This is a genomic window from Streptomyces sp. G-G2, assembly GCF_030063135.1.
Lineage (GTDB): Bacteria > Actinomycetota > Actinomycetes > Streptomycetales > Streptomycetaceae > Streptomyces.
This window is the reverse complement of sequence record NZ_JASISO010000016.1, coordinates 14,224-36,669: the sequence shown is the minus strand read 5'-3', so window position 1 is coordinate 36,669 and position 22,446 is coordinate 14,224. Positions and strand designations below refer to the sequence as shown.

The following is a 22,446-nucleotide window of genomic DNA, read 5'->3' as shown; positions in this document are numbered from 1 at the left end:
CGTGCGGGTCCGGCGTGTCCGAAACGGAATGGGGGACTGGCCCGGCAGGGTTCCCGACGCGAAGCACAAGGGGCGAGCGGCCCCACAGGTCGGAAGATCGGATGAGGGGCGAAGGCTGGATGGACGAACCGGACTGGCGGCGCTTCATCGCCGCCTACCACCAGGCGCACCCCGGCATCACCGAGCAGCTCTTCGCCCTGGCCGATACCTCCCCCTACGCCTGGCTGGCCGAACCGCTGCGCGGTATCGAGGGCACGGTCCTCGATCTGGCCTGCGGCTCGGCACCCACCCGCGACGAACTCCCGGACGCCGACTGGGTCGGGATCGACCTGTCGGCGGCAGAACTCGCCGAAGCGGCACGCCGGGGCCGCGGACCGCTAATCCGGGCCGGTGCGGACGCGCTTCCGGCCGCCTCCGCGAGCACCGGGGCGGTCTGCGCGGCCATGTGCCTGCCGGTCGTCACCCCCCTGCCGCAGGTCCTCGGGGAGATCCGACGCGTACTGCGACCCGGAGGGGTGCTCGTGGCGCTGGTGCCCTCCCAGTCCGGGCTCTCCCCGTCCGGCATACTCGGCTGGCTCCGGGTCATGGCAGCCCTGCGCTCCCTACGCCAGCCGTGGCCCAACCCGCAGGCCCGCGACGGGCTGCCCGCTGTGCTGCGCACGGCGGGCTTCCGCGTCCGCACAGACGAGCGACGCGTCTTCACCCTCGCCGTCGACTCGGCCGACGCGGCTTCCTTGCTGGCCGACGCCCTGTACCTGCCCGATCTGACACCCGATCGCTCCCAGGCCGCCAAGCGTTCCCTGACACGGTGGGCGGCCCCAAGGCGCCGCCTGGAGCTGCCGCTGCGCCGCGTGGTGGCCGAACTTCCCGCCGACCCACCGTCACAGGAGCCGCTATGAACCACCAGGCAACCCCCTCCTCCGCCACCGAGCCCACGCCGCCCGACACCGGCCCGGATTCCGACACCGGCCCGGATTCCGGCGCGGGCCTGGACGGGGTGGCGCGGAGGCCGGCGCGCGCGGCGTGGATACGGCTGGCCTTCCTCGTGGTCCTGCTGGTGGCGCTCGGGGCCTGGGTGGCACTGGGAGGCGGGGACCTGTTGCGCGAGGTGCGCCAGTGGGTCGACTCGCTCGGCATGTGGGGGCCGGTCGTCTTCGCGGTCTGCTACGCCCTGGCCGTGACGGCACTGCTGCCCGGCTCAGTATTGACCGCCTCCGCGGGGGCGCTGTTCGGGCTGCCGCTGGGGGTGGCGGCCGTGCTCGTGGGAGCGACGGCGGGTGCGGCCCTGTCGTTCGGTCTCGCCCGCTGGCTGGGGCGTCCGGTCGTATCCCGCTATGCCGGGTCGGGGCGGCTGTCCCGGCTGGACGCCTACCTGACACGCCGTGGGTTCGCTGCCGTGCTGCTCGTGCGGCTGGTGCCGCTGTTCCCCTTCTCGGTGATCAACTACGGGGCGGGGGTGGCCGGTGTCCGCTTCTCCTCCTACGTGACCGCCACGGCCCTGGGCATCATCCCGGGCACGGTCGTCTACACCGGGCTCGGCGGTTCCCTGGGCGACCCCGGCTCCCCGGGGCTGTGGATCGCGCTGGGCGCTCTGCTCGTGCTGAGCGCGGGCGGCTGGTGGGCGGCACGGCTGGTCCGCTCCCGCAGCGTCGAGGCCGGCGCGGCTGCCGGTAGCCGGTGACGGCCCGGAGGACGCCGCCGGCGAACGTCCCGTGAGGCAGGAAGTCCGTGCTGATGTTGGAGGTAGCCCACCGCGCCTCGGAGCGCGGTGGGCGGCATCAGCCCTGCACCCCGGTGGTTGATCGCCGCTGACCTGAGACCCGTCCGGATCACGGCACAGCGGAGGGGGAATGGCAACCGCCGCACAGCGGGTTCCCGTCGCGGCCCCGGCGAACCACCGGCCGGAGCACGAGGGACCACCAGGGAGAGACATGGCGACGATTGACGTATCCCCGGGGCAGCAGACGCCCCTTTCGTCCGTGGCGGAATCGGTCAGGGACTACTACGGAAAGGTGCTCGCCTCCTCCGCGGACCTGAAGACCTCGGCCTGCTGCACGGACACGGCACCGCCGCCCCACATCGCGGCGGCTCTCGCGCAGGTCCACGACGAGGTCATGGAGCGTTTCTACGGCTGCGGTTCGCCCATCCCGCCCGGACTTGACGGGGCCACTGTGCTCGACCTGGGCTGCGGCAGCGGGCGGGACGTCTACGTGCTGTCCCAACTGGTCGGGCCAACCGGCCGGGTGATCGGCGTCGACATGACCGAGGAACAGCTGGCCGTGGCGCGTCGCCATCAGGACTGGCACGCCGAACGGTTCGGCTACGCCAACACCGACTTCCGCCACGGCTACATCGAAGACCTGGCCACGGCCGGCATCCCGGACGCCTCCGTGGACGTGGTGGTCTCCAACTGCGTCCTGAACCTGTCGCCGGACAAGCCGCGCGTCTTCTCCGAGATCTTCCGCGTCCTCAAGCCCGGCGGCGAGCTGTACTTCTCCGACATCTTCGCCGACCGCCGCCTGCCCACCCCCCTCCTCGACGATCCCGTCCTCGTCGGCGAATGCCTCGCCGGGGCCCTGTACACCGAGGACTTCCGGCGCATCCTGGACCGTGCCGGCTGCCCGGACGCCCGCACCGTCACCGCCTCTCCGGTGGAGATCAGCGACCCGGACATCGAGCGGAAGATCGGCTTTGCCGCCTTCACCTCCCGCACCGTCCGCGCCTTCAAGCTCCCCCTGGAGGACCGCTGCGAGGACTACGGCCAGGTCGCCGTCTACCGCGGCACCGTCGCCGAGCACCCGCACGCCTTCGACCTCGACGACCACCACCGCTTCCGCACCGGTAAGCCGATGCTCGTCTGCGGCAACACCGCCGACATGCTCGCCGCCACCCGATACGCGGCCCACTTCACCGTCACCGGCGACAAGAGCCACCACTTCGGCCTGTTCCCCTGCGATCCCGTGGACGGGGCAGCCGTGCCGGCCATGGGCGCACCGTCGGGCTGCTGCTGACCGGCACGCCGGGCCACCGGGACGCCCGGCCGCCAGGGTTCGCGCGAGATCGGTGAGGCTCGGTGTCCTTCAACGGCGGGGCCGGTCCCGGCCCGGCGGCGTGGTGAGGTGATGAGCGAAGCGCCGTACCCGGGCTGACGCGAGAGACGGGGGCGTCCGCTGGGGATGGTGCCGGAGGGATGTCTTGACCAGCCGCAGCAGTTGCAGACTGCCGCTGCAGGCCCAGCAGCAGGCGATGTGGGCGGCCACCCGCACGCGGTGCGCACCGGTGAGCTGCCCGTCGGCGTACGCTTCCACGTCACCGCGCAGCCGCACATGCCGCATTTTCTCCCGGCACTCGGCCCACACTCGCCCGGGCCCGGGAACGCGCTGCCATTTCATACAGCGGAAACCCGTCTCGCCGCACGCGGCATTCCAGCCCCCGCACAAGCTCCTCACCTTGCCACTGACCACAGTGGCGCCCGGGGGCCGGGAAGCAGAAGGATGAAGAGGATGGAATGCGGGTCCGGGGAGAAGGGGTTTCCACCGTGTGGAAGACGAAGTGACAGCGCCGCCTGACCCCGCGGACCCTCGAGGTCAGGCGTTCGCCGCCTATGTGCTGCCGGAGGTGGAGGTACTGCTGCGGGTGGCGATGACGCTGACCGCGCAGCCGGCGGATGCCGAGGACCTCGTGCAGGACACTCTTCTGCGCGCCTACCGGGCCGTGGACCGCTTCGACGGGAAGCACCCGCGCGCGTGGCTGCTGACGATCATGCGGCGAGCCGAGATCAACCGCCACCGACGCCGCCGTCCCCACCTCCTGGACGACCCGGACACCGATCTGGACCGGCTCACCACCACGGGCCCCAGCGGGTCGGCGGAAGAGATCGTGGTGGGTGAGGCGTTCGACGAGGTGGTGGACGAGGCCCTGTGCGCGCTGCCGGACAAGCACCGTCAGGTGGTGCAGCTGGTGGACATCGACGGCCTCACCTATGCCGAGGCCGCCCACCTGCTGGACGTGCCCGAAGGCACCGTGATGAGCCGGCTGCACCGGGCGCGCAAACGGATACGGGCGCGGCTGGCCACGGCCGGACTGGCACCGAAGCGAGGTGTGATGTGAAGAGGCGTCCATGGTGGCGGCGTGCAGCGGCCGAGCGCCGAATGAACTGCATGCAGGTCGCCCGCGTGCTGCAGTCCTACCTCGACGGCGAAACCGACGAGGTCACCGCGCGCCGTGTCTCGGCACACCTGGAGGACTGCCGCCGCTGCGGCCTGGAGGCGTCCGTCTACCAGGAGATCCACAACGCGCTGGCCCGCCGCACGGAGCCCGACAGCCAAGCGGTGGAGCGCTTGCAGGCGTTTGGTGCATCGCTCCTGCACGACCCGCCGACCGGAGACGATGACGCGGAACACGGCACGACGCCTCCGACAGGCGCGTAGGGAACTCTCCGAGAGGAGAGGCTTCTCAGCGGCTCCTCAAGAACAGAACGTCATCGCTTACGGAGCGCTTCCCGACACGGCGTGGATCGTCCCCAGCGGAGAGCTGGGCACACGTCACGGGCCGAGGACGGGACCGGGTGTCGTCGGGCCACTGCATCCGTGCGGCATAGGCGGAGACCTGCCGCTTGTGCTGGGCCGACCGGCGGTGTGCACGGCGCGCGCACGGACCGACGTGCGGGTCGGCTTCCTGGCCGCGCTGGACGCCGGTCCCGCCCTGGCCCCGGCCGGCTGACCGGACTCCGGAGCTTCTGGCCATCTGGAAGACGGTCGGGGCGTGCCGCGACTGCGCCGCGTGCGTACGCTCAGTTCAGGGCACAGAAAGGCTTCGACAGGAAGCTGGCAATTCGTTCGCCTATGATTTTTGGAGGGCACTGTGCCGCGCCAGAACGCCCGCGACGTACTCGTGTTCGATGTCAACGAGACACTCAGCGACATGAGCCCGCTGGAGAGCCGCTTCGAGGAGATCGGCGCCCCGCCGTCCTTGTTCCGCCTCTGGTTCGCAGGCGTCCTCCGTGATGGCTTCGCACTCACCGCTGCCGGAGCGTTCGCGGAGTTCTCCGCCGTGGCGCGAGAGGGATTGCGGGGGTTGTTGCCGAGCGTGCCAGGGTGGTCCGGCGACGTCGAGGAGGCGGCCGGTCACGTGCTGGACGGGTTGTCCCGCCTTCAAGTGCATCCGGATGTGTCCGACGGCGTCCGTGGTCTTCGCGAGGGGGGATTTCGGCTGGTGACCATGACCAACGGCAGCTCGCAACTCAGCGAACGGCTCCTTGGCCGAGCAGGACTCACGGACTGCTTCGAGGGCCATCTGGACGTAAGCGGGCCGCGCCGCTGGAAACCGGCCCGAGCTGCCTACCAGTACGTCGTGGACCAGACTGGAGTACGCCCGGACGAAGCAGTGCTGGTGGCAGTTCACCCGTGGGACATCGACGGTGCACAGCGCGCCGGACTCCGCGGCGCATGGCTGCGGCGGGGAGCGGCGCACTATCCGCAGGTCATGCTGAATCCCACGCACACGGCCGAGGACCTACGGGAACTCGCGCAGGCACTCGCATAGGCCCCGTACCTTCCCGGCCGGTGTGATGCTCCCTCGCTGTCCCACCGCCGGGAACGGCACATACCGGCGGGCGGATGCGGTCATGACGAGGCCGGTGATGAGCAGGGCCAGACCGATGATGAGGACGGGGAAGCCGGGGCCGGGCAGGAAGTACATCGCCACACCGGCCAGGGTGAGCGGTGCGCCGATGGCGGCCATCACCCTTCCGACCTGTCGCTCCGACACCGGCTGCTCCTTGCTCGGGCGAGATGAGGCGGCCTGGCTGTCGCGGCCGGTGAGGAAGGCGGTGAGCGCCCCGGCGAGCAGAGCCCATGCGGCGGCCGCCCAGCCGAAGCGGGTACCGCCGATCAAGATCGTGGCCGCGGCTGCCGTCGCACCGGCCGCCATGGCCCGGGGGTTCGTGGCGAAGGTCCACTGGCTCCGGGCACTGCCCGGGCGGCGGAGCTCGGTGATGGCCGTGCGGATGACCAGGGCCGCGATGACGATCACGGGTGCCAGCGGTGAGGCATCGCCGCCGGCCATCAGGTGGGCTGCCCGTCCGGCCGGGCGGCGGTGCCCTCTGTCGCCGTGGTGTCGTGCTGGTAGATGTCGGGGATGCCGTCGGCGTCGGCGTCGATGTTCTCCGCCTCATACAGGCGCCGGTAGACGGTGTTCCTCCTGCGCAGCAGGACAGCGGCGAGGACTGCGGCGATCAGCGAGGCGACCAGGACGGCGGCCTTGACGTGCTCGCCGGTCTGGCCGCCGGGGAAGGCGAGTTCGCCGATGAGCAGGGCGACGGTGAAGCCGATCCCGGCCAGCATCGACAGACCGAGTACGTCGGCCCAGGCCAGATCGGGGTTGAGCTGGGCGCGGGTGAAGCGGGCGGCCAGGTAGGTCCCGGCGAAGATGCCCAGTGTCTTGCCGGCGACCAGGCCGATCACGACACCGAGGGGTTCGGGGCTGGTGAACACCGCGCCCAGGGCCGGGCCGCAGATGCTCACCCCGGCGGCGAACAGTGCGAACAGCGGCACCGCGATGCCTGCGGAGAGCGGGTGGACCCGGTGCGCGACCCGGGCGGCCGGCGAGACATTCTCGCCCTTGTCGCGGGTGGTGCGCAGGATCAGGCCCATGGCGACGCCGGCGACGGTGGCGTGGACGCCGCTGTTGTACATCAGTGCCCAGGTCGCCAGTCCGAGTGGCACGTACCACCACCAGCCGCGGACCCGCAGCCGCTGCAGGAGGTAGAAGAGCACCAGGCCCGCGAAGGCGCCGGCGAGCGCCCACAGGTTCAGGTCGGAGGTGAAGAACATCGCGATGATCAGGATCGCGCCCAGGTCGTCGACCACGGCCAGGGTGAGGAGGAAGGCGCGTAGCGCGGCCGGCAGGTGCGTGGACAGGACGGCCAGCACGGCTAGGGCGAAGGCGATGTCGGTGGCCATCGGGACCGCCCAGCCGGCCCTGCTGCCTCCGCCGGCTGTGACGGTGGCCAGGTAGAGGGCGGCGGGTACGGCCATCCCGCAGAGCGCGGCGATGACGGGCAGGGCCGCGGTGGCCGGGGTGCGCAGTTCGCCGACGACGAGCTCGCGTTTCAGCTCGATCCCGGCGACGAGAAAGAACACGGCCAGCAGCCCGTCGGCCGTCCAGTGCCCCACCGACATATCCAGGCCCAGGGCCGGTATCCCGAAGTGGAAGTCGCGCACGGACGTGTACGCCGCGCTCCACGGACTGTTGGCCCAGATCAGTGCGAGGACGGCTGCGCCGAGGAGGACCAGGCCGCCGACGGTCTCGGTGCGCAGGGCGCGGGTGATTGCCTGCCGCTCGGGCAGGGGCAGCAGACCGAGGAAGGGGGAGCGGGCGCCGGCCATGGCAGTGGGCCTCCGGTGTGTCGACGAGACGAGGGCACACTGCCCCCAGGACGCCGACCAGACTTCCCGGCACACCGCGCGCCTTTTCTTGACGCGTTCCTTACACCGTATCCACCGGGGGGAACGCTGTCCGCCCCGCACGCCTCCCCAAGATCACATCGGTGTCAGGTTGTGATCAGCCCTGGCGGGCGGCACGCCGCCAGGCAGCACCTGCCGCGAGCATCAGTGCGGCGACCGCGTACACCTCAGGCCGCCCGGCGGGCACCGTGTAAAGGATGGCTCCCGCGTTCGTGAGGATCGCGCCCACCACCAGTAGGGCGAGGGCCGGACAGCTGGCGGGCCGGGGGGTCACCGCGGGGCTTCGGGCGGCGTGGCCCGGGAGGCGCGGGCGATCCATACGGGGTTCCTGGGGGACTCTCGTCACGTGCAGGTCGGGGTGTGTCTGGTCTGCCAGACGGGCCTGCGGGTCAGGATGTGGCAGGTGCGGCCTGGTGCAGGCGCGTGCGGAGCGTTTCGGCGAAGTCCTCGGCGCGGGCCAGCTGGACCCGGAGTTTGTCGACCTGCTCGGTGGCGGCCTGCTCGTACTCGCGCACGCGGCCCAGCAGGGCCTCGCGCTCGGCGGAGCCGAGGGCCTCGTCGCTGTCGAGGCGGTCGGTGGCGTCGAGGAGGTCGCGCATCTGGTCGAGGGTGAAGCCGAGCGGCTTCATGCGGCGGATGACCATGAGTCGTTGCACGTCGGCCTCGGTGTAGAGGCGGAAGCCGCCCTGGGAGCGGGCGGAGGGGATGACCAGGCCGGTCTCCTCGTAGTGCCGGATGGTGCGCAGGGAGAGTTCGGTCCGCGCGGCGACTTCGCCGATCTGCATGTGCTCGCTGTCCACGTCCGTGGTCCTGGCCCTTCTCGTTCCTCAGTAGCGGCGTCGCGTCCCGTGCGGCCTCGATCTCCCCCTACTCTAACGTTAGGGTAGAGTTGCTGATGTTGAGGGGCGGCCCGGCGCCGTCCTCAGCCCACTTCCGTGTCGGGGGCCGATGGCTCCCCCGGCGAAGATCCCGAGCCTTGCAGGAGAGAAGCGTGCGCGTGTCCATGGTGCCCTGCGCCGCCGCCTGCCCGCCGTGATGCTTCACTCCTGACGAGCGCCCCGGTCGCGAATCCACGCCCTGCTGCTCTGTCGCTCCAGACTTCCGGCCCGATCTTGCGGGCCGTCCGCGGGGTGCCACCTCGGTCTTCCGCACTCTTCCCGTACACCTCGGCCCGTCGGCGCGGGGTGTGCCCGAACACGACAGGTTCCTGTTCTCTTGTCTTCTTCCGTCGTCTCTCCCGCCGCGCGGTTGCGCGGCCTGCGTCCGGACTGGCTGAACAATCCGAAGGTCTGGCGCACCGAGGTGCTCGCCGGCCTGGTCGTCGCCTTGGCCCTGATCCCCGAGGCGATCTCGTTCTCGATCATCGCCGGGGTCGACCCGGCGGTCGGTCTGTTCGCCTCGTTCACCATGGCCGTGGTCATCTCGATCGTCGGCGGCCGCCGGGCGATGATCTCCGCCGCCACCGGCGCGATCGCCCTCGTGATCGCACCGCTGAACCGTGAGCACGGTCTGGGCTACCTGATCGCTGCCGTCATCCTGGCGGGCGTTATCCAGGTCGCGCTCGGCGCGCTCGGCGTCGCGAAGCTGATGCGGTTCGTACCGCGCTCGGTGATGGTCGGTTTCGTCAACGCTCTCGCGATCCTGATTTTCATGGCCCAGGTTCCTGAGATGCACGACGTTCCGTGGGCGGTCTATCCGCTGATCATCGGCGGGCTTGCGCTGATGGTGTTCTTCCCGAAGGTCACCAAGGTGATCCCGGCGCCGCTGGTCTCCATCGTCATCCTGACGGTGATCACCGTGGCTGCCGGGATCGCGGTGCCGACCGTGGGCGACAAGGGTGCCCTGCCGTCCTCGCTGCCGGTGCCCGGCCTGCCGGACGTGCCGTTCACGATGGACACCCTGACGTCGATCGCCCCGTACGCCTTCGCGATGGCGTTGGTCGGCCTGATGGAATCCCTGATGACGGCCAAGCTCGTCGACGACATCACCGACACCCACTCCTCCAAGACCCGCGAGTCCATCGGCCAGGGCATCGCCAATATCGTCACCGGCTTCTTCGGCGGCATGGGCGGTTGCGCCATGATCGGCCAGACGATGATCAACGTGAAGGTGGCCGGAGCCCGCACGCGCCTGTCCACCTTCCTGGCCGGCGTGTTCCTGATGGTGCTGTGCATCGTCTTCGGCCCGGTCGTCTCCGACATCCCCATGGCCGCACTGGTCGCGGTGATGATCCTGGTCGCCTTCGGCACCTTCGACTGGCACTCCATCGCGCCCAAGACCCTCAAGCGGATGCCTGCCGGTGAGATCGCTGTCATGGTGATCACCGTGATCTGCGTGGTCGCCACCGACAACCTCGCCATCGGTGTCGTCGTCGGCTCTGTCACCGCGATGGTCATCTTCGCCAAGCGCGTCGCCCACCTGGCCAACGTCACCGCCGTTACCGACCCGGACAGCACCACGGTGGTCTACTCCGTGACCGGCGAGCTGTTCTTCGCCTCGTCCAACGACCTCGTCGGCCAGTTCAACTATGCGGGCGACCCCGACAGGGTCGTCATCGACCTCACCGCTGCCCACATCTGGGACGCCTCCTCGGTCGCCGCCCTGGACGCCATCGAGACGAAGTACGCCCAGCGCGGCAAGACCGTTGAGATCATCGGCCTGAACGACCCCAGCGCTGACCTTCACGGCAAGCTCACCGGCGAACTCACCAGCCACTGACCCGGCTCCTACAGAACGCGAGGGCCCCCGCCGTCGGCTGGGGGTCTTTCGCCGTTCGCACAATCGGTCCTTTGCCCGAGCAAGATCGAGGCGATGGCCCGGGAGCACACCGAGGACGGGCTGGTACTGCGCTACCGGCTGACCGACGACCGGAACATCGACGGACTCGCGGGAAGCGAGGGCACCTTCGTGCTCTGCTCGTTCTGGCTCGCCTCGGCCCTCGCCAGCGCCGACCACCCTGACCGCGCGAAGGCCCTGTTTGACCGCGTCGCCGGCTTCGCCACCGACCTTGGGCTGCTCACCGAGGAGAGCGACCCGCACAACGGCGAACTGCTCCGGAACTTCCCGCAGGCGTTCAGCCACGTCGGGCTGATCAACGCGGCTGCGGCCATCGACCAGGCCGACGGAACACTCGCCACGGCGTCGACCCGTCGCGATGGAGCGCGCAGGACGGTGACGTACGCACCCGCCGGTGCTGTCACGTCGCACTGCGGTAGCGCTATGAAGCGAGGCGTTCCCACGCCGCCGCACGGGGGACCGGAAGGGAAGGACAGGGAGAGCCCACCGGGTTCCCGGTACACCAGGAAAGACCCCGGAGTACCTCAGCGAGGAGACGGACATGGTGCAGGAGACCGATGTCGTGGTGATCGGGATGGGCGTGGGCGGTGAGCATGTCGCCGAGCGCCTGGCCGAGGAAGGGCTGGACGTCGTCGGGGTCGAGGCGGAGCTGGTCGGCGGGGAGTGCCCGTACTGGGCCTGCATCCCGAGCAAGATGATGATCCGCGGCGGGAACCTGCTCGCGGAGGCCCGCCGCATCCCGGGGATGGCGGGGCAGGCGCAGGTCACTCCGGACTTCGCACCGGTCGCCTCCCGGATCCGCGACGAGGCGACCGACGACTGGAACGATCAGGTGGCCGTGGACCGGTTCACCGGCAAGGGCGGTCACTTCGTCCGCGGGCGCGCCAGGCTGGCCGGGCCAGGGCGAGTCGAGATCGACGGTCGGCAGTTCACCGCACGGCGCGGCGTGGTGCTCGCCACCGGCAGCCGCCCGCAGATCCCCCCGGTGCCGGGTCTGGACACCGTTCCGTACTGGACGAACCGCGACGCGACCGCCGCCAAGGAGAACCCGCACTCGCTCATGGTGCTCGGTGGAGGGGCGGTGGGCGTCGAGCTGGCCCAGGCTTTCGCCCGCTTCGGTACGGCGGTCACCATCGTCGAGGCGGCGGAACGGCTGCTGCCGGCGGAGGAGCCCGAAACGGGCGGTCTGCTCGCCGACGTGCTGGCCGCCGAGGGCCTCACCGTACGCACCGGGGCACAGGCCACCCAGGCACGCCACGACGGCGATACCTTCACCCTCACCCTCGACGGCGGCGAGGAACTCACCGCGGAGCGGCTGCTGGTGGCCACCGGCCGGCGCGCCAACCTGGCGGGGCTCGGGCTGGAGACGGTCGGCCTCGACCCCGACGCCCGCGCCCTGGACGTGGACGAGCAGCTGCGAGCGGGCCCGGGCCTGTGGGGCGTCGGAGACGTCACCGGGCGCGGAGCCTTCACGCACGTCGCGATGTACCAGGCCGAGATCGCGGTCCGTGCCGTCCTCGGCGAACCCGGACCCGGCGCGGACTACCGCGCCCTGCCCCGGGTCACCTTCACCGATCCGGAGGTCGGTTCGGTGGGGCTGAGCGAGGCCCAGGCCCGTGAGCGGGGCCTGCGGGTGCGCACCGGTACCGCCCAGGTGCCGTCCTCAGCCCGCGGCTGGATCCACAAGGCGGGCAACGAGGGCTTGATCAAACTCGTCGAGGACGTGGACCGCGGGGTACTGGTCGGCGCCACCTCCATCGGCCCCATGGGAGGCGAGGTCCTCTACGGCCTCGTGGTGGCGGTCCATGCCGAGGTCCCTGTCGACCGGCTGCGGCACATGATGTACGCCTACCCCACGTTCCACCGCGCCGTGGAAGACGCACTCACGGCGCTCCGCAGCAACTGACGCCCGAATCAGCCGAGGAGCCGGCGCGGTGCGCCGCTCAGCGCCCGGTGACGTGCATCAGCGCTGCCGCGTACCCCTGATGCGGCACTTGGCCTGGCCGGCGTCGGCATCACCTCGGCCCCCACCGGGATGGGCGGACGCCGACGGCACCGGGACCAGCCGTGGGACGTGCTGGCGGCTGCGCCGAAGGGCCTGGGCGAGGCCGGCCTGCCGGATCTTCGACCGGATGCTCCGCCCCCTGTACATGAACGCTCCTGCAGGCGCCGCAGTACCGCACCTTGCGCGGGTGCCAGCCGAAACCGGTGCTGGAGCGGGCGGTCAGCTGCACGATCCGTACGGCGCACTCGCTCTTGGGCTGTTCGGCAGAGCCCGGACATTCGACGGTGCGGCCAAGACATCGCGAAGCCGCTCGATCTCCATCCTCTGGGCGGCGATCTGCGACAGAGCCCGCCCCCGGAAGTCAGTGAGACCATCGATCTGCGCGTCACGCGCGGCGAGGCGCTCCTTCAGCCCGGAGACCTGTTCCTTGAGGCGCTCGATCTGTGCAGCCCGCGGGTCTGGAATCACGCCCGTCTCCCGAAGCTCGGCCAGCCGTCGCTCGAACTCCTCCGCCAGGTGCTGGTAGGGGCCCGGCCGCGGCGAGCCGTCGCGGTTCTTCTTGGGATAGAAACCGGTGCGGGCAACCCCGGCCCGGGTCGCGAGGGCCTTGATGTCGCACTTGCCGCCCGCGGGAACGTCACCGGCAAGCAGCCGTTCCATGACCTGCCGAATGGCCGTCTCGTTGTCCCGCCGGGTCGCGTCGCTGATGCGGGCCACGTCATGCCCCCGTTCCGCAGAGGGCGTCGATCTCGGCCAGCACCCGTTCATCGCGGGCGAGTTCCGTACTCAGCCGGGCCTTCTCCGTCCGCTGTGCGCGTCCGATGGTGGCAATGAAGACCTTCTTGCTTTCGGCGCTGGCCGCCCATACCGGGCGATGCCCGGCATGGTGGGTGGCCTGGGGGCACCGCGCCGAATCACACATGCCGATCAAGGGCTCTGTCGCCCCACTGGCATGGGCCCCTGCGAGCTTGAGGCACAGCGCCTTGGATGGATCGAGGAACCAGCAGTAGTTCGCCGGCCCCAGATGCAGAGCTTTCGCCCGCTTGGCGAGCAGGTTCGTCACCTCCTGGTCGCTGCGCTTGATGTTCGGTGCCCCGGACGAATCCAACTGTTCGTCGACGAACGCGAAGAAGTCCAGGAGGTCGCTGGCGCCGGGCCCCGCAGGCCGGATACCGTTCTGGTAGTCGTGGAAGGCATCGAGGGCGACGCGCATCTTGTGCTCTCGCTCTTCCTGGCCGAACTCGGCCATCAGCACCGACTGGGCCCCACCGGGGCGGTCCGCGTAGCCCTCGGTGGTCACCACGGAAATGTGCTTGAGATGGATCTTGGCGGCCAGCAGACCACCGGGCCGGTGTGCCATTTCCACTGCGAGGGTGCGCCGAAGCATCCGCAGACTGACCGGTACCTCGGGGATCGGCGCCAGTCCAAGCCGAAGTCCTTCCGGGCCATTGACCCAGGTCACGAACCATTCGTATGGGGTGAAGAAGGAGAGCGACTTGAACAGGTGTCCGGTGTTCTTCACCGGGTCAGCGAGCGAGACCGCTACGCCGGCGGTGTCGTACGCCTGCTTGACGGTCACCCACTGATCGTGTTCACCGCCCAGCTTCCGCCCCTTGATGACCTTGCCTTTCAGGCGGTAGCGCAGGCGGCCCTCGCCAAGCTGTTCGGGAGGCTGGCGGCAGTCATGGGTCAGCTCGGCCAGTTCGCTCTTACGCATTCCCGTCAGGGCGGCGAGCGCGATGAGGCAGGCTGTGCGAGCCCGGGAGAGTTGCAGTCGGGCCTCGGTGGTGTTCATCGGGAGGGTCCAGGGGACACTGCCCCGTCCGTCCGCGCGCTCTACCAGGGCAGCCGCCCGTCCCCAGCGTTTGACGAGGCCGACTCCCCTGACGGCCTCCTCGAGGCGACCGCGCAGGGTGGGCAGCCACGTGTAGTGGAAGGCGTGCCGTCCGGTCTCGTGAGCCAGGGAGATCAGGTTGACCCGCAACAGCGGATCGTCCGGAGCCCAGCCGTCCGCCAGCCGCTCGGCTACAACGTGGTCCAGGGCTACATCGAACGGATCGCCCTCCTGTATGTGGCGGTCGATGGCCTGCGCGACCTCGACCTTCCAGGTCGGGCGCCTGCTGTTACGGCCTGGTCGGTTCGGAATCATCTCCTGCAACTGCTGCTGGAGTTCAACGACGTGCGGCGCCAGCACCTCCACCACGTACAGGGCCGCCGCCACGAGGGGTTGGAAGACGTCGTTGCTCAGCGGGGGCGTCGTGTTGCCCGTTCGCCGGACCATGCCGGCGACGGAGTACGCCGTGCGATGCCCCCACGGACGGAAGGTCGGCACGTAGCCGTCGGTGGAGAACAATTCGGTGTAGTAGCCCAGTTCCTGGATGACCGCCACTACTTCCATGCGGTAGCCGGGGCCGCTGTCGCGGATGACGACCCCATGCTTGTCCCGTACCTTCTTGCGAAGTTCCAGGTAGGCGGCGCAGTGCTGCTGGGTGACCTCGCCGAGGTTGTCCACGCCCTGTTCGGTGAGCCAGTTCAGCCAGCCGGTCAGCAGGGTCAGGCGCCCGTTCACCGTGGCTACCTGGACTGGCGTCCGGTAGGCGTGGGCAAGCTCTCGCACCGCAGGGTGGTCCGGCGCGAGCCGGGCGAAGAGGAACTCCTTTGCGAGTGCCCTCCACTGGGGATTGAGGATCTCCAGGTAAGACAAGATTCGGGCGTGGCGGGAAAGGTACCGGGGCAGTCCGATGACACCGGTGAAGTCCCAGATGTCGTCGTCGAAGTGCGGGTGCGGGCCCGCGCCGTGGACCGGCAGACTGGCCGCAGCACACACGTCTTCACCTTGAAAGACGGGGCGGCGAAACGTAGCCGAGAGGGCCGTGGGGTGGTGCGGAGTGGTCATACGGTGTGCTCCTCGGGCCGCAAGGGAAGCTCGATGTCCAAGTCGGTGACCTCGGCAGCAGCGGCGCGCAGCGCAGGCTCGGAGAAGTACCGGTCGGGAGTCAGGATCTCGTCGAGACGGTGGGCGTACGGGCCGAAAACGGGGATGAACTCGGCGGTGGTCATCTGCTGCCACTGGCGGGAGAAGAACGCCCGGAGTCTCAGCAGGTTCGGCAAATGGCGGGGTGCGAACAAGGCCAGTGGGCACAGCAGGCACACCCACGGACGTGCCGGGCAGGGCTTGCCCTTCGGCCCGTGGAGTCCCGACAGTTGGTCGCCACATGCGGCGGTGAATACGTCGCGTTCCCCGGACAGCAACTGCGCCAAGGCGTCGTCGTCCAGGCCGAGCCGCTTCATGTGCTCGGGGTAGTTCTTCACCAGGTCGGCCATTTCGGCGGTGGCCAGCACCAAGGGCGGCAGCGCCCGGCGGACGAGGTCTTCCTGGGCCTGGGCGATGATGTCTTCCACTGCCGTGCGCTGCGCCGGCGTCGTGTTCGTCAGGTAGTGGTCCCCCTCGACGCCGGGGGACCGGTTCGGATCCAGCGTGGACCGGCGGCTGCCGCGCCAATGTGACCGGTCTTGCAGCGCGTCGTGCGTAGTGCGGATGCGGTGCAGGTGAAGGGACAGGGGGAGACCATCGTCGCCAGTCATCTGCATGGGGCGCCCGTCCTCGTCGACGGCTTGGCGCCGAACGACCCAAGCGCATATGGACAGGCGCGTGGGCGGCTTGGCCAACCATCGACCTCCGGCCCTTGTGCCGCCCGGCGTGAAGCGCACCCAGAGTTCGTGGCGCAGTTCCTCGGGCGCGAAGCGGCGGGCCACCGCGGAGTGATCGAGCCACTGTTCCAGCAGGCGAGTGGCCTGACGTGACAGAGCAAGGCCCTCCGCCGCCGTGCGGCCCTTGACGTAGCTGAGGAGGATCTTCTCGTCACCCGCCCACTCGATGTCGTCGAGTCCCAGGTCCGCGATCCCGTCCGGCACGATCCCGGTGTAAGCGCCGAACAGCAGCTGATAGGCGATCATCACGTCCAGGGTCGGGATCAGCGGATCCAGCACGGCGCGTAGACCGACCCCGTATCTCTGCCGGAAGGGGAAGGAACCGTTCTCTGCCATCTCGTTGACGAGAGGATCGGGCCCGCGGTGAAGCACCAGCCAGTGATGGGCTGTGCGCTCGCGGAGTGAGGCCCCTGGCCCGTCACCTTCCGAACCCTGCTCTCGGGCCGCGCGGAACGCGCGGAAGGCGCTGTCGACCTCGTCCCGGCAGGTACGGATGAGCCGGGCCCATTCGGCCTCGCTGTACGGCTGGTGCGAGCCGTACCTCTCGCCCGTGTTGAACAGCCGGCCGTCGACGAACGCGCGCACGTCCGGCGCCAGCACCTGGCCCTGGTCGTCGGCGCAACGCAGCATCGCCCGCAGTGCGCTCTCCTGGGAGGATCGCACCCCTCGCCGCCAGTACCGGGCGAGGAGCGCGCGCGTCAGCTCGGATGCCTCGCCGGTGAACCCGAACTCGGCCAGCCAGTCGGTGAAGCCGCGGACGGCCGTGAGGTAGAGGTCGATACCTCCCGCGCTGTCGACCTGGCCGTGCGGATGGACAAGATCCGTAGCGCCTTCCAGCAGGGTGCGTGCCAGCCCCGGGATCTCCACTGGGCGCCGCACGCGCAGGCTGCGGCGGTACTCCGACCCGTCGCTGAAGATGCAGTGCACGCCCAGCGGGTCAAGCGTGACGGTGGCCGGCATCAGACCACCGCCAGTTCGTCGTCGAACTCGGTCTCGAGCTCAAGCTCGGCCTCCTCGTCCAGCAGGCCGTACTCCTTGCCGACCCGCCGGTACAGGGAGGTGAACAGGCGGAGCACGTCCAAGCGGTGGAGGTACGCTTCCGTGGTCAGTGAAGTGGTATGTCCCAGCAGATCGCGCAGGATCAGCAGCGGTTCCTGGGTCCGCAGGTAGTGCGCCAGGGCGGCATCGTCATCGGTGTCGCGGACTTGCCGCGCGGCCTGCTCATACCAGCCGCGCATGAGCCGAGCCATGGTCGCCATGGCCATGGTGTGACGCAGCCGATGCGGATTGACGTGCGGGAAGCGCGGCTCGTAACGCTCTCGGATGCGATCCGCGGTCCTGGCGAAGACCGAGGACCATCCGGTGAACGGGCGTCCCTGGCCCCACACCGACAGCAGCATCGAACCACCGTCCGGGGCGACCAGGCGCCGCCGCTCGTCAGGGACGAGCGCACTCCACTGCACACGGACCCCGTTGACACGCCCTCCCCGCTGGTCGGCCTCCGTCACGAACAGCGGCTCCCCCCACCGGGCCGGCGGACGCCACGGCGATCCGAACGTCGCCGCTGCCCGGTCGAGAGCGATGTAGGAGTGCAGTTCAGCCAGCGCGTCGTAATCGATCCACGACTCGCGGTACTTGCTTCCCTTGGTGATCCCGGAAGGGATCGGGAACGACACCGGCACCGCGGTCCGCCGAGAGGGAAGCGCGGGCACCTCGCAGACCAGCAAGTACGTGTACTCCTGGCTGCGTAGCCCGCTGGAGACGATCATTCGGCCGACCGCCGAGTTTCGGGCCAACTCTCGCCCTCGGTAGCGCAGATCCCGCTCCCCGTCCGGGCCCAGGCCCGCCAACGCCTTCAGGAGGATGTCCGTGAAGTCGTCGTCGAGATACTTGATCGTCACATGGGGCTTGGCCTGGCGCCTTCGTGACTGGTTGACCCGTCCGCGACGGACCTGCCCCTTGAAGGCCCAGACCGCCTGCCGGTACGTGAACGGCTCGGAGTCTGCGTACTCCTCATCCTTCGCCCACTTGTAGAAACCCGCCAGAATCCCCATGTTCTGGTTCCACGTAGATGCCTCGAAGCGGTGCTTGAGGGGGCCCCGGGCTCGATAGACGGAGTACGCGCCCAACGCCGCCTTCAGGCGACGCCGCGTGTCGAACAGGGCGACCCCGTGCTCGGATGTGAACTCCAGCCACTCACGCACCGTCCGTACGTAGTAGGGCCACGAATTCGGCGATGGGCATCCGTTCGCCGGCAGCTCGCAGGCCCAACAGTTGATCACGGTTGTGGGACGGACGCCGTTGCTGTCCTCGAAGAGGAGGTCGTCGTCGAACAGCAACGGCATCCCCTCCGGGATCGCCGGACTGAACGCAAGGCCCCAGGACTCCCAGCCCGCTGATGAGTACGTCGATTGGTGCATGGCCGATGAGTATCAATGCAACCCGGCTGAGTGCAACAAACAAACGAGCAGGTCAGGTGGCACATCAGGCAGTAAGCAACACTGTCGCTAAGCGGGAACAAGGAGGTAGTACGCCCAGTAGGTGTTCATGACGCTCAGTCCGAAGCTGAGCGTGGACAACGCCGCGATCACCGTGCGGATCGTCGGCTGTCCGGCCACGTAGTGCAGTCCCTCACGGATGTCCCGTGCGAGGCTGCGTCGGCCCTGTGGCCGCGGGGCGGCCGGCTCGGGGGTGCGAATGCGCCAGACGAGGGCAGCGGAGACGAGGTAGGACAGGACATCGACGATCACCGAGCGGGCCGCGCCGACGCCGGCGATCAGTGCGGCGCCCAAGTTGCTTCCCAGGCTGTCGGCGACCGACGAGGCCGCACCGAGGCGCCCGTTCGCGCGCTGGAGGTGGCGGGGCTCGACGAGGACGGGCAAGTAGCTGATAGATGCCGCACCATGCACGATCTTGGCGATGCCGAGGACGACGGCGACCGCGTACAGCTGGCCGATGCTGAGCTTGCCGGACACGGCGGCGGCCGGGATGGTTGCGAGGGCGAGCGCGGCCGCGATATCGGCGCCGATCATCTGGGGGCGCTTGGGGTGGCGGTCCGAGAGCGCACCGGCCGGGAGCGCAACGATCGCGTACGGCAGCTGGCCGAGGAAGGCGAGCACAGCGATCTGGAGGGTAGAGGCGTGGAGCAGGAGCACGGCCAAGGTCGGGATCGCGACGGCGCTGACCGCCGATCCCGACAGGCTCGCGCATTCGCTCGCGACCAGTAGCCGCAGTGCCGGTGAGGTCCACCGCGGGGACTTCGCCATCTGGGCGGGGGCCGTCACCGACCTCCACCGCCCGGGCGCTCCGAGGGAACCCTGCTCACGACCCGATCTCCTTCATCAGCCGGTCCAGGGTCCGCCGGCCTCGGGCCGTGACCACCTCGTCGTTGTTGTCCGGGCCCCAGGCCAGGCAGTTGACCGCGTCCAGCGCGGTCAGGCAGCGCAGGGCATGCCGCTCGGCGTCGGTGAGAGCGCGCCCGTAGGACGAGAGGAACGCCCGCTCGCGGTCCGGATGGTCGATCCACTGGGTGACCGCCAAGATGACCAGGTCCTGGACACGGGCGGCCGGCCGAGTCCTTTCGAAGTCGATGATGGCGAGCACGCCCTCGGAAACCATCCAGTTCCTGGGCTGGTTATCGCCGTGGATGTAACCGACGGGTACCGGACCGACGCAGCGAAGCTGGGCGGCGTGGTCGCGGACCAGTCGCTGCTCACCGCCGCTGAGCCGGTCACCGGCGCGGGCCAAATACTTCTCCGCCCCGTCGGCGGCGGCCCCCAGGGAGGCTTCGGCCTCCACCCGATCGGCCCGACCGAGCTCCCCGGCCTCATGGAGCCGGGCACACAGCGCCCCGGCCTGCTGGTGCACAGCCCGCCAGTCACCGGCGGACAGGCCGAGCTCCTTCGCCGGGGCACCGTGTACCGCAGTGAGCAGCAGGGCCAGGTCCTCGGCGCGGCTGTCGATCAGTTGGGGTGCCCGACTGTGCCCGAGGGTGGGAACGACATACCTGTATGCGCGGGTTTCACGGGTGAAGAACTTCTCGCTCGGGGACACCTTCACGTACCGGTGTACGCCGTCAGCGCCCTCCACCTCCCACACTCGGGAGCGGTCCCAGTCGTGCGAGGCGTCGCGTACGGATACGACGGGCCCGATCAGCTGCTCCGCCCACCTCCGCACCGTCGGCGGTAGTGGCTTCGGCTGCCTCATCGGACGGTCCTCCTGCTCGGGCTTGCGGATCTCACGGAGCAGGGCACGCTGCCGTCGGATGCGGTGAGGTGGGGGAACAACGAGTCCTCCTTGCCGGGTCGGCCGCGCCGGCCGACGGTGGGTCGGGCAGGGTGATGAAGGTCAGCGGTCCTGGGAGAACGCGAGGAGCTCGGCGAAGGTCCCGCCACCATGGACAAGATCGTCGTAGCGGCCCTGCTCGGAAATCCGGCCCTCTTCCAGCACGATGATGTGGTCCGCGATCCGGGTGTTCTCCAGCCGGTGGGTGACCATGATGGTGATCCGGTCGGCGGCGATGGCCTTGATCTGCTCGAAGATCAGGTGCTCACCGCGCGGGTCCATCTGAGACGTCGGCTCGTCCAGGATCAGCAGCTCGGGCTTGCGGTACAGCGCCCTGGCGCACGCCTCCCGTTGCCACTGCCCGCCGGAGAACTCGACTCCTCCCCAGATGTCGCGGGCCTGCAGGCTGTCGAGCCCGTTGGGGAGGTCTTCGACGGCTTCGCGCAGGCCGACCGCGTCGATGGCCTCCCACACGGGTCCGTCGTCGTGGGTGCGGGGCTGGCCGAGGGTGATGTTCTCGCGCACCCGCCACGGCCACTTGGCGAACTCCTGCGGAACCAGGCCGGTGCGGGCCCAGACGGTGCCTGGGTCGGTGTCGGCGAGATCACTTCCGTTCCAGGCGACCTGGCCCTTGTCGCTCAGGTAGACCCCGGTGATCAGGCGTAGCAAGGTCGACTTCCCGGAGCCGTTCGCTCCGACGATCGCGAGGATCTGGCCGCGCTCGAGGGCGAGGGAGACGCCATCGACCGCGGGCTTGTCCTTGCCCGGGTACTGGTAGACGACCTCGTCGAGCCGGATCTGCTGGACCGGGCCGGTGATCTCACGCGGTCCGCGCTGGGGAGTGCGGGCGGCGGCCTCGTCGAGGAAGGACTGCATGTCGGTGAGGTACAGGCTGGTGTGGAAGATCGCGGCGCCGTTGATGATGACCTGGGAGAGGGCGGCGAGTGCAGTCTGGACGGCGATGACGGCCGTGGCGGCGATGGCGGGTTCGATACGGCCGGTCACGGCGAGCCAGGCGAGCGCTCCCCAGGTCGCGAGGAGGAAGACGCCGCCGGCCAGCGCGGAGAGCAGGGAGATCCGCAGCGTCCGTGGAGCTGCGGCCAGGTTCCGCTGGTCGCACCGGTCCGAGAGGGCCCGGTACCAGTAGACGAGGTAGTCGGTCATGGAGTTGGCGCGGACCTCGTCACCGTACTGGGACGCGGTGGCCCACCAGCGCATCATCCCCCGCACGTTGCGGTCGGAGATGTTGGAGTAGTGGATCTCGTAGTCGACGCGGGCGGTCAGTACGGCGCCGATACCGGCCGGGAGCACGGCGAGGAGCAGCAGGGGCAGCATCATGACGTTGAGCACGGACAGGACGCTGCCGGCGGTGACTAGTCGGATCAGCGAGGACATGAAGCGCTGGGCGTCGGTGACCATCACGTGGGTGCGGACCACCCCCATCTCGGCCGCCTCCTGTCGGTCGGAGAAGCCGTCCCCGGCGTAGGCCGCGGCCTCGACCCGGCAGACGGCCTCGACCAGGGCGCTGTCCGTCTCCGAGGTCAGCAGCGGGGTGATCCGCCGGGCGGCGTACGTGGACACGGCCCCCGCGACGCGGTTCATCGTGGCGGCGAGCGCGACCACGAGCAGCGCGGGCAGCGCCCCTTGGAGACGGTCGCCGGCGCTTCCGGCGCCGAGTACGGGCCCCATCGCGCGGGCGGTGGCGGCCAGGAGTACCGCGGCGGATACGCCCGTGATGACCTGGCATCCGATCAGGAGCCGGACGGCCTGCCGGTCGGTCTGCCACGACAGGCGGCCGATCCGGGACAGGACCGACGGGAGCGTGGCGCACATCCTTCGGAAGGAGACCTCGGCGAGCGGATTGACCGAGTACTGCCCGCTGTAGGTGATCTCCGCCGGAGGCGGCGGAGGCGGAGCACCGGCCGGTTTGCTGTGTGCTTGGGATGTGGTCATCGGGTCCCCCTGGATTGCCGTTCGGACGCTGTCGGAAGCTCAACGACAGCCCTCATTTTTCGAACACACGTTTTTCGGTCGGTCCCGAAGTCCCGGAATAGAGCGTGCGGGGGACCGTGGAAACTACACCGACCCGCCCCCCGTAACGCCCGTGCCACCAAGGGAGGTTGGCCGAATCGCCGAGGTTCCCAAGCGTCGCAAGGCCACGGGCGAGTTGGAGCGGATCGGGCC

Annotated in this window: 21 protein-coding genes; 9 read left to right on the top strand and 12 right to left on the bottom strand. The window is 69.6% G+C overall.

Annotated features, from left to right (window positions below; translation table 11 throughout):
* The first annotated feature begins 119 nt into the window (after nucleotides 1–119).
* From QMF80_RS15095 to QMF80_RS15085, 3 genes are all read left to right on the top strand, one after another.
* Complete coding sequence (locus tag QMF80_RS15095) at nucleotides 120–899, top strand: class I SAM-dependent methyltransferase (protein WP_283453403.1); 780 nt, start codon at nucleotides 120–122, stop codon at nucleotides 897–899.
* Nucleotides 896–1,681: a TVP38/TMEM64 family protein gene (locus tag QMF80_RS15090; RefSeq protein WP_283453401.1), complete on the top strand. Its 786-nt coding sequence runs from the start codon at nucleotides 896–898 to the stop codon at nucleotides 1,679–1,681. Before QMF80_RS15095 ends, QMF80_RS15090 begins: the two co-directional genes overlap by 4 nt.
* Nucleotides 1,682–1,931: 250 nt before the next feature.
* Nucleotides 1,932–3,011 carry a methyltransferase domain-containing protein gene (locus QMF80_RS15085; protein ID WP_283453399.1) on the top strand — a complete coding sequence of 360 codons (1,080 nt, stop codon included), beginning with the start codon at nucleotides 1,932–1,934 and terminating at the stop codon, nucleotides 3,009–3,011.
* 69 nt (nucleotides 3,012–3,080) lie between these two features.
* Here QMF80_RS15085 and QMF80_RS38315 read toward each other — a convergent pair whose 3' ends face one another.
* Entirely contained in the window at nucleotides 3,081–3,335 is a 255-nt protein-coding gene (locus QMF80_RS38315) for an anti-sigma factor family protein (RefSeq protein WP_502962851.1), read from the bottom strand.
* 217 nt (nucleotides 3,336–3,552) lie between these two features.
* Between QMF80_RS38315 and QMF80_RS15080 the strand changes: the two genes are divergently transcribed.
* From QMF80_RS15080 to QMF80_RS15070, 3 genes are all read left to right on the top strand, one after another.
* Nucleotides 3,553–4,110, top strand: a complete 558-nt coding sequence (locus QMF80_RS15080) for an RNA polymerase sigma factor (RefSeq protein ID WP_283453397.1) — start codon at nucleotides 3,553–3,555, stop codon at nucleotides 4,108–4,110.
* Between the two features lie 50 nt (nucleotides 4,111–4,160).
* The gene (locus QMF80_RS15075; protein WP_283453395.1) at nucleotides 4,161–4,430 is read left to right on the top strand and encodes an anti-sigma factor family protein; all 270 of its coding nucleotides are present in this window, start codon (nucleotides 4,161–4,163) and stop codon (nucleotides 4,428–4,430) included.
* A gap of 433 nt (nucleotides 4,431–4,863) precedes the next feature.
* Nucleotides 4,864–5,544 (top strand): haloacid dehalogenase type II, encoded by a 681-nt coding sequence (locus tag QMF80_RS15070; protein ID WP_283453393.1) that lies wholly within the window; start codon nucleotides 4,864–4,866, stop codon nucleotides 5,542–5,544.
* Here the strand turns inward: QMF80_RS15070 and QMF80_RS15065 are convergent.
* From QMF80_RS15065 to QMF80_RS15050, 4 genes are all read right to left on the bottom strand, one after another.
* Complete coding sequence (locus QMF80_RS15065; RefSeq protein ID WP_283453391.1) at nucleotides 5,515–6,066, bottom strand: PGPGW domain-containing protein; 552 nt, start codon at nucleotides 6,064–6,066, stop codon at nucleotides 5,515–5,517. The two genes, QMF80_RS15070 and QMF80_RS15065, sit on opposite strands and share 30 nt — an antisense overlap.
* Nucleotides 6,066–7,388 carry a Na+/H+ antiporter NhaA gene (nhaA, locus tag QMF80_RS15060; RefSeq protein WP_283453389.1) on the bottom strand — a complete coding sequence of 441 codons (1,323 nt, stop codon included), beginning with the start codon at nucleotides 7,386–7,388 and terminating at the stop codon, nucleotides 6,066–6,068. The genes QMF80_RS15065 and nhaA overlap by 1 nt, the downstream gene beginning before the upstream one ends.
* Nucleotides 7,389–7,563: 175 nt before the next feature.
* Nucleotides 7,564–7,785: a hypothetical protein gene (locus QMF80_RS15055; RefSeq protein WP_283453388.1), complete on the bottom strand. Its 222-nt coding sequence runs from the start codon at nucleotides 7,783–7,785 to the stop codon at nucleotides 7,564–7,566.
* 70 nt (nucleotides 7,786–7,855) lie between these two features.
* Complete coding sequence (locus QMF80_RS15050; RefSeq protein WP_283453387.1) at nucleotides 7,856–8,266, bottom strand: MerR family transcriptional regulator; 411 nt, start codon at nucleotides 8,264–8,266, stop codon at nucleotides 7,856–7,858.
* 415 nt (nucleotides 8,267–8,681) lie between these two features.
* Here QMF80_RS15050 and QMF80_RS15045 point away from each other — a divergent pair, with 415 nt between their 5' ends.
* From QMF80_RS15045 to QMF80_RS15035, 3 genes are all read left to right on the top strand, one after another.
* Nucleotides 8,682–10,184 (top strand): SulP family inorganic anion transporter, encoded by a 1,503-nt coding sequence (locus tag QMF80_RS15045; RefSeq protein ID WP_283453385.1) that lies wholly within the window; start codon nucleotides 8,682–8,684, stop codon nucleotides 10,182–10,184.
* Nucleotides 10,185–10,277: 93 nt separating this feature from the next.
* Nucleotides 10,278–10,853, top strand: coding sequence for a glycoside hydrolase family 15 protein (locus QMF80_RS15040; RefSeq protein WP_283453383.1), 576 nt, complete (start codon nucleotides 10,278–10,280; stop codon nucleotides 10,851–10,853).
* Nucleotides 10,804–12,168, top strand: coding sequence for a dihydrolipoyl dehydrogenase family protein (locus QMF80_RS15035; protein WP_283453381.1), 1,365 nt, complete (start codon nucleotides 10,804–10,806; stop codon nucleotides 12,166–12,168). Before QMF80_RS15040 ends, QMF80_RS15035 begins: the two co-directional genes overlap by 50 nt.
* 318 nt (nucleotides 12,169–12,486) lie before the next feature.
* On the opposite strand, the gene QMF80_RS15030 is transcribed toward QMF80_RS15035, so the two are convergent.
* The 7 genes from QMF80_RS15030 to QMF80_RS15000 form a co-directional block, all read right to left on the bottom strand.
* A complete protein-coding gene (locus QMF80_RS15030) occupies nucleotides 12,487–12,984 on the bottom strand; it encodes a hypothetical protein (protein WP_283453379.1) in 498 nt (165 codons plus the stop codon).
* 1 nt (nucleotide 12,985) lies between these two features.
* The gene (locus QMF80_RS15025) at nucleotides 12,986–15,163 is read right to left on the bottom strand and encodes a site-specific integrase (protein ID WP_283453377.1); all 2,178 of its coding nucleotides are present in this window, start codon (nucleotides 15,161–15,163) and stop codon (nucleotides 12,986–12,988) included.
* On the bottom strand, nucleotides 15,160–16,938 hold the full coding sequence (locus QMF80_RS15020; RefSeq protein WP_283453375.1) for a hypothetical protein: 1,779 nt from the start codon (nucleotides 16,936–16,938) through the stop codon (nucleotides 15,160–15,162). Before QMF80_RS15020 ends, QMF80_RS15025 begins: the two co-directional genes overlap by 4 nt.
* Nucleotides 16,938–18,323, bottom strand: coding sequence for a site-specific integrase (locus tag QMF80_RS15015; RefSeq protein WP_283453581.1), 1,386 nt, complete (start codon nucleotides 18,321–18,323; stop codon nucleotides 16,938–16,940). The genes QMF80_RS15020 and QMF80_RS15015 overlap by 1 nt, the downstream gene beginning before the upstream one ends.
* A gap of 162 nt (nucleotides 18,324–18,485) precedes the next feature.
* Nucleotides 18,486–19,262: an MFS transporter gene (locus QMF80_RS15010; protein ID WP_283453373.1), complete on the bottom strand. Its 777-nt coding sequence runs from the start codon at nucleotides 19,260–19,262 to the stop codon at nucleotides 18,486–18,488.
* 37 nt (nucleotides 19,263–19,299) lie between these two features.
* Nucleotides 19,300–20,184 carry a phosphotransferase enzyme family protein gene (locus tag QMF80_RS15005; RefSeq protein WP_283453371.1) on the bottom strand — a complete coding sequence of 295 codons (885 nt, stop codon included), beginning with the start codon at nucleotides 20,182–20,184 and terminating at the stop codon, nucleotides 19,300–19,302.
* 141 nt (nucleotides 20,185–20,325) lie between these two features.
* Nucleotides 20,326–22,215 carry an ATP-binding cassette domain-containing protein gene (locus QMF80_RS15000; RefSeq protein ID WP_283453370.1) on the bottom strand — a complete coding sequence of 630 codons (1,890 nt, stop codon included), beginning with the start codon at nucleotides 22,213–22,215 and terminating at the stop codon, nucleotides 20,326–20,328.
* Between the last annotated feature and the right edge of the window lie 231 nt (nucleotides 22,216–22,446).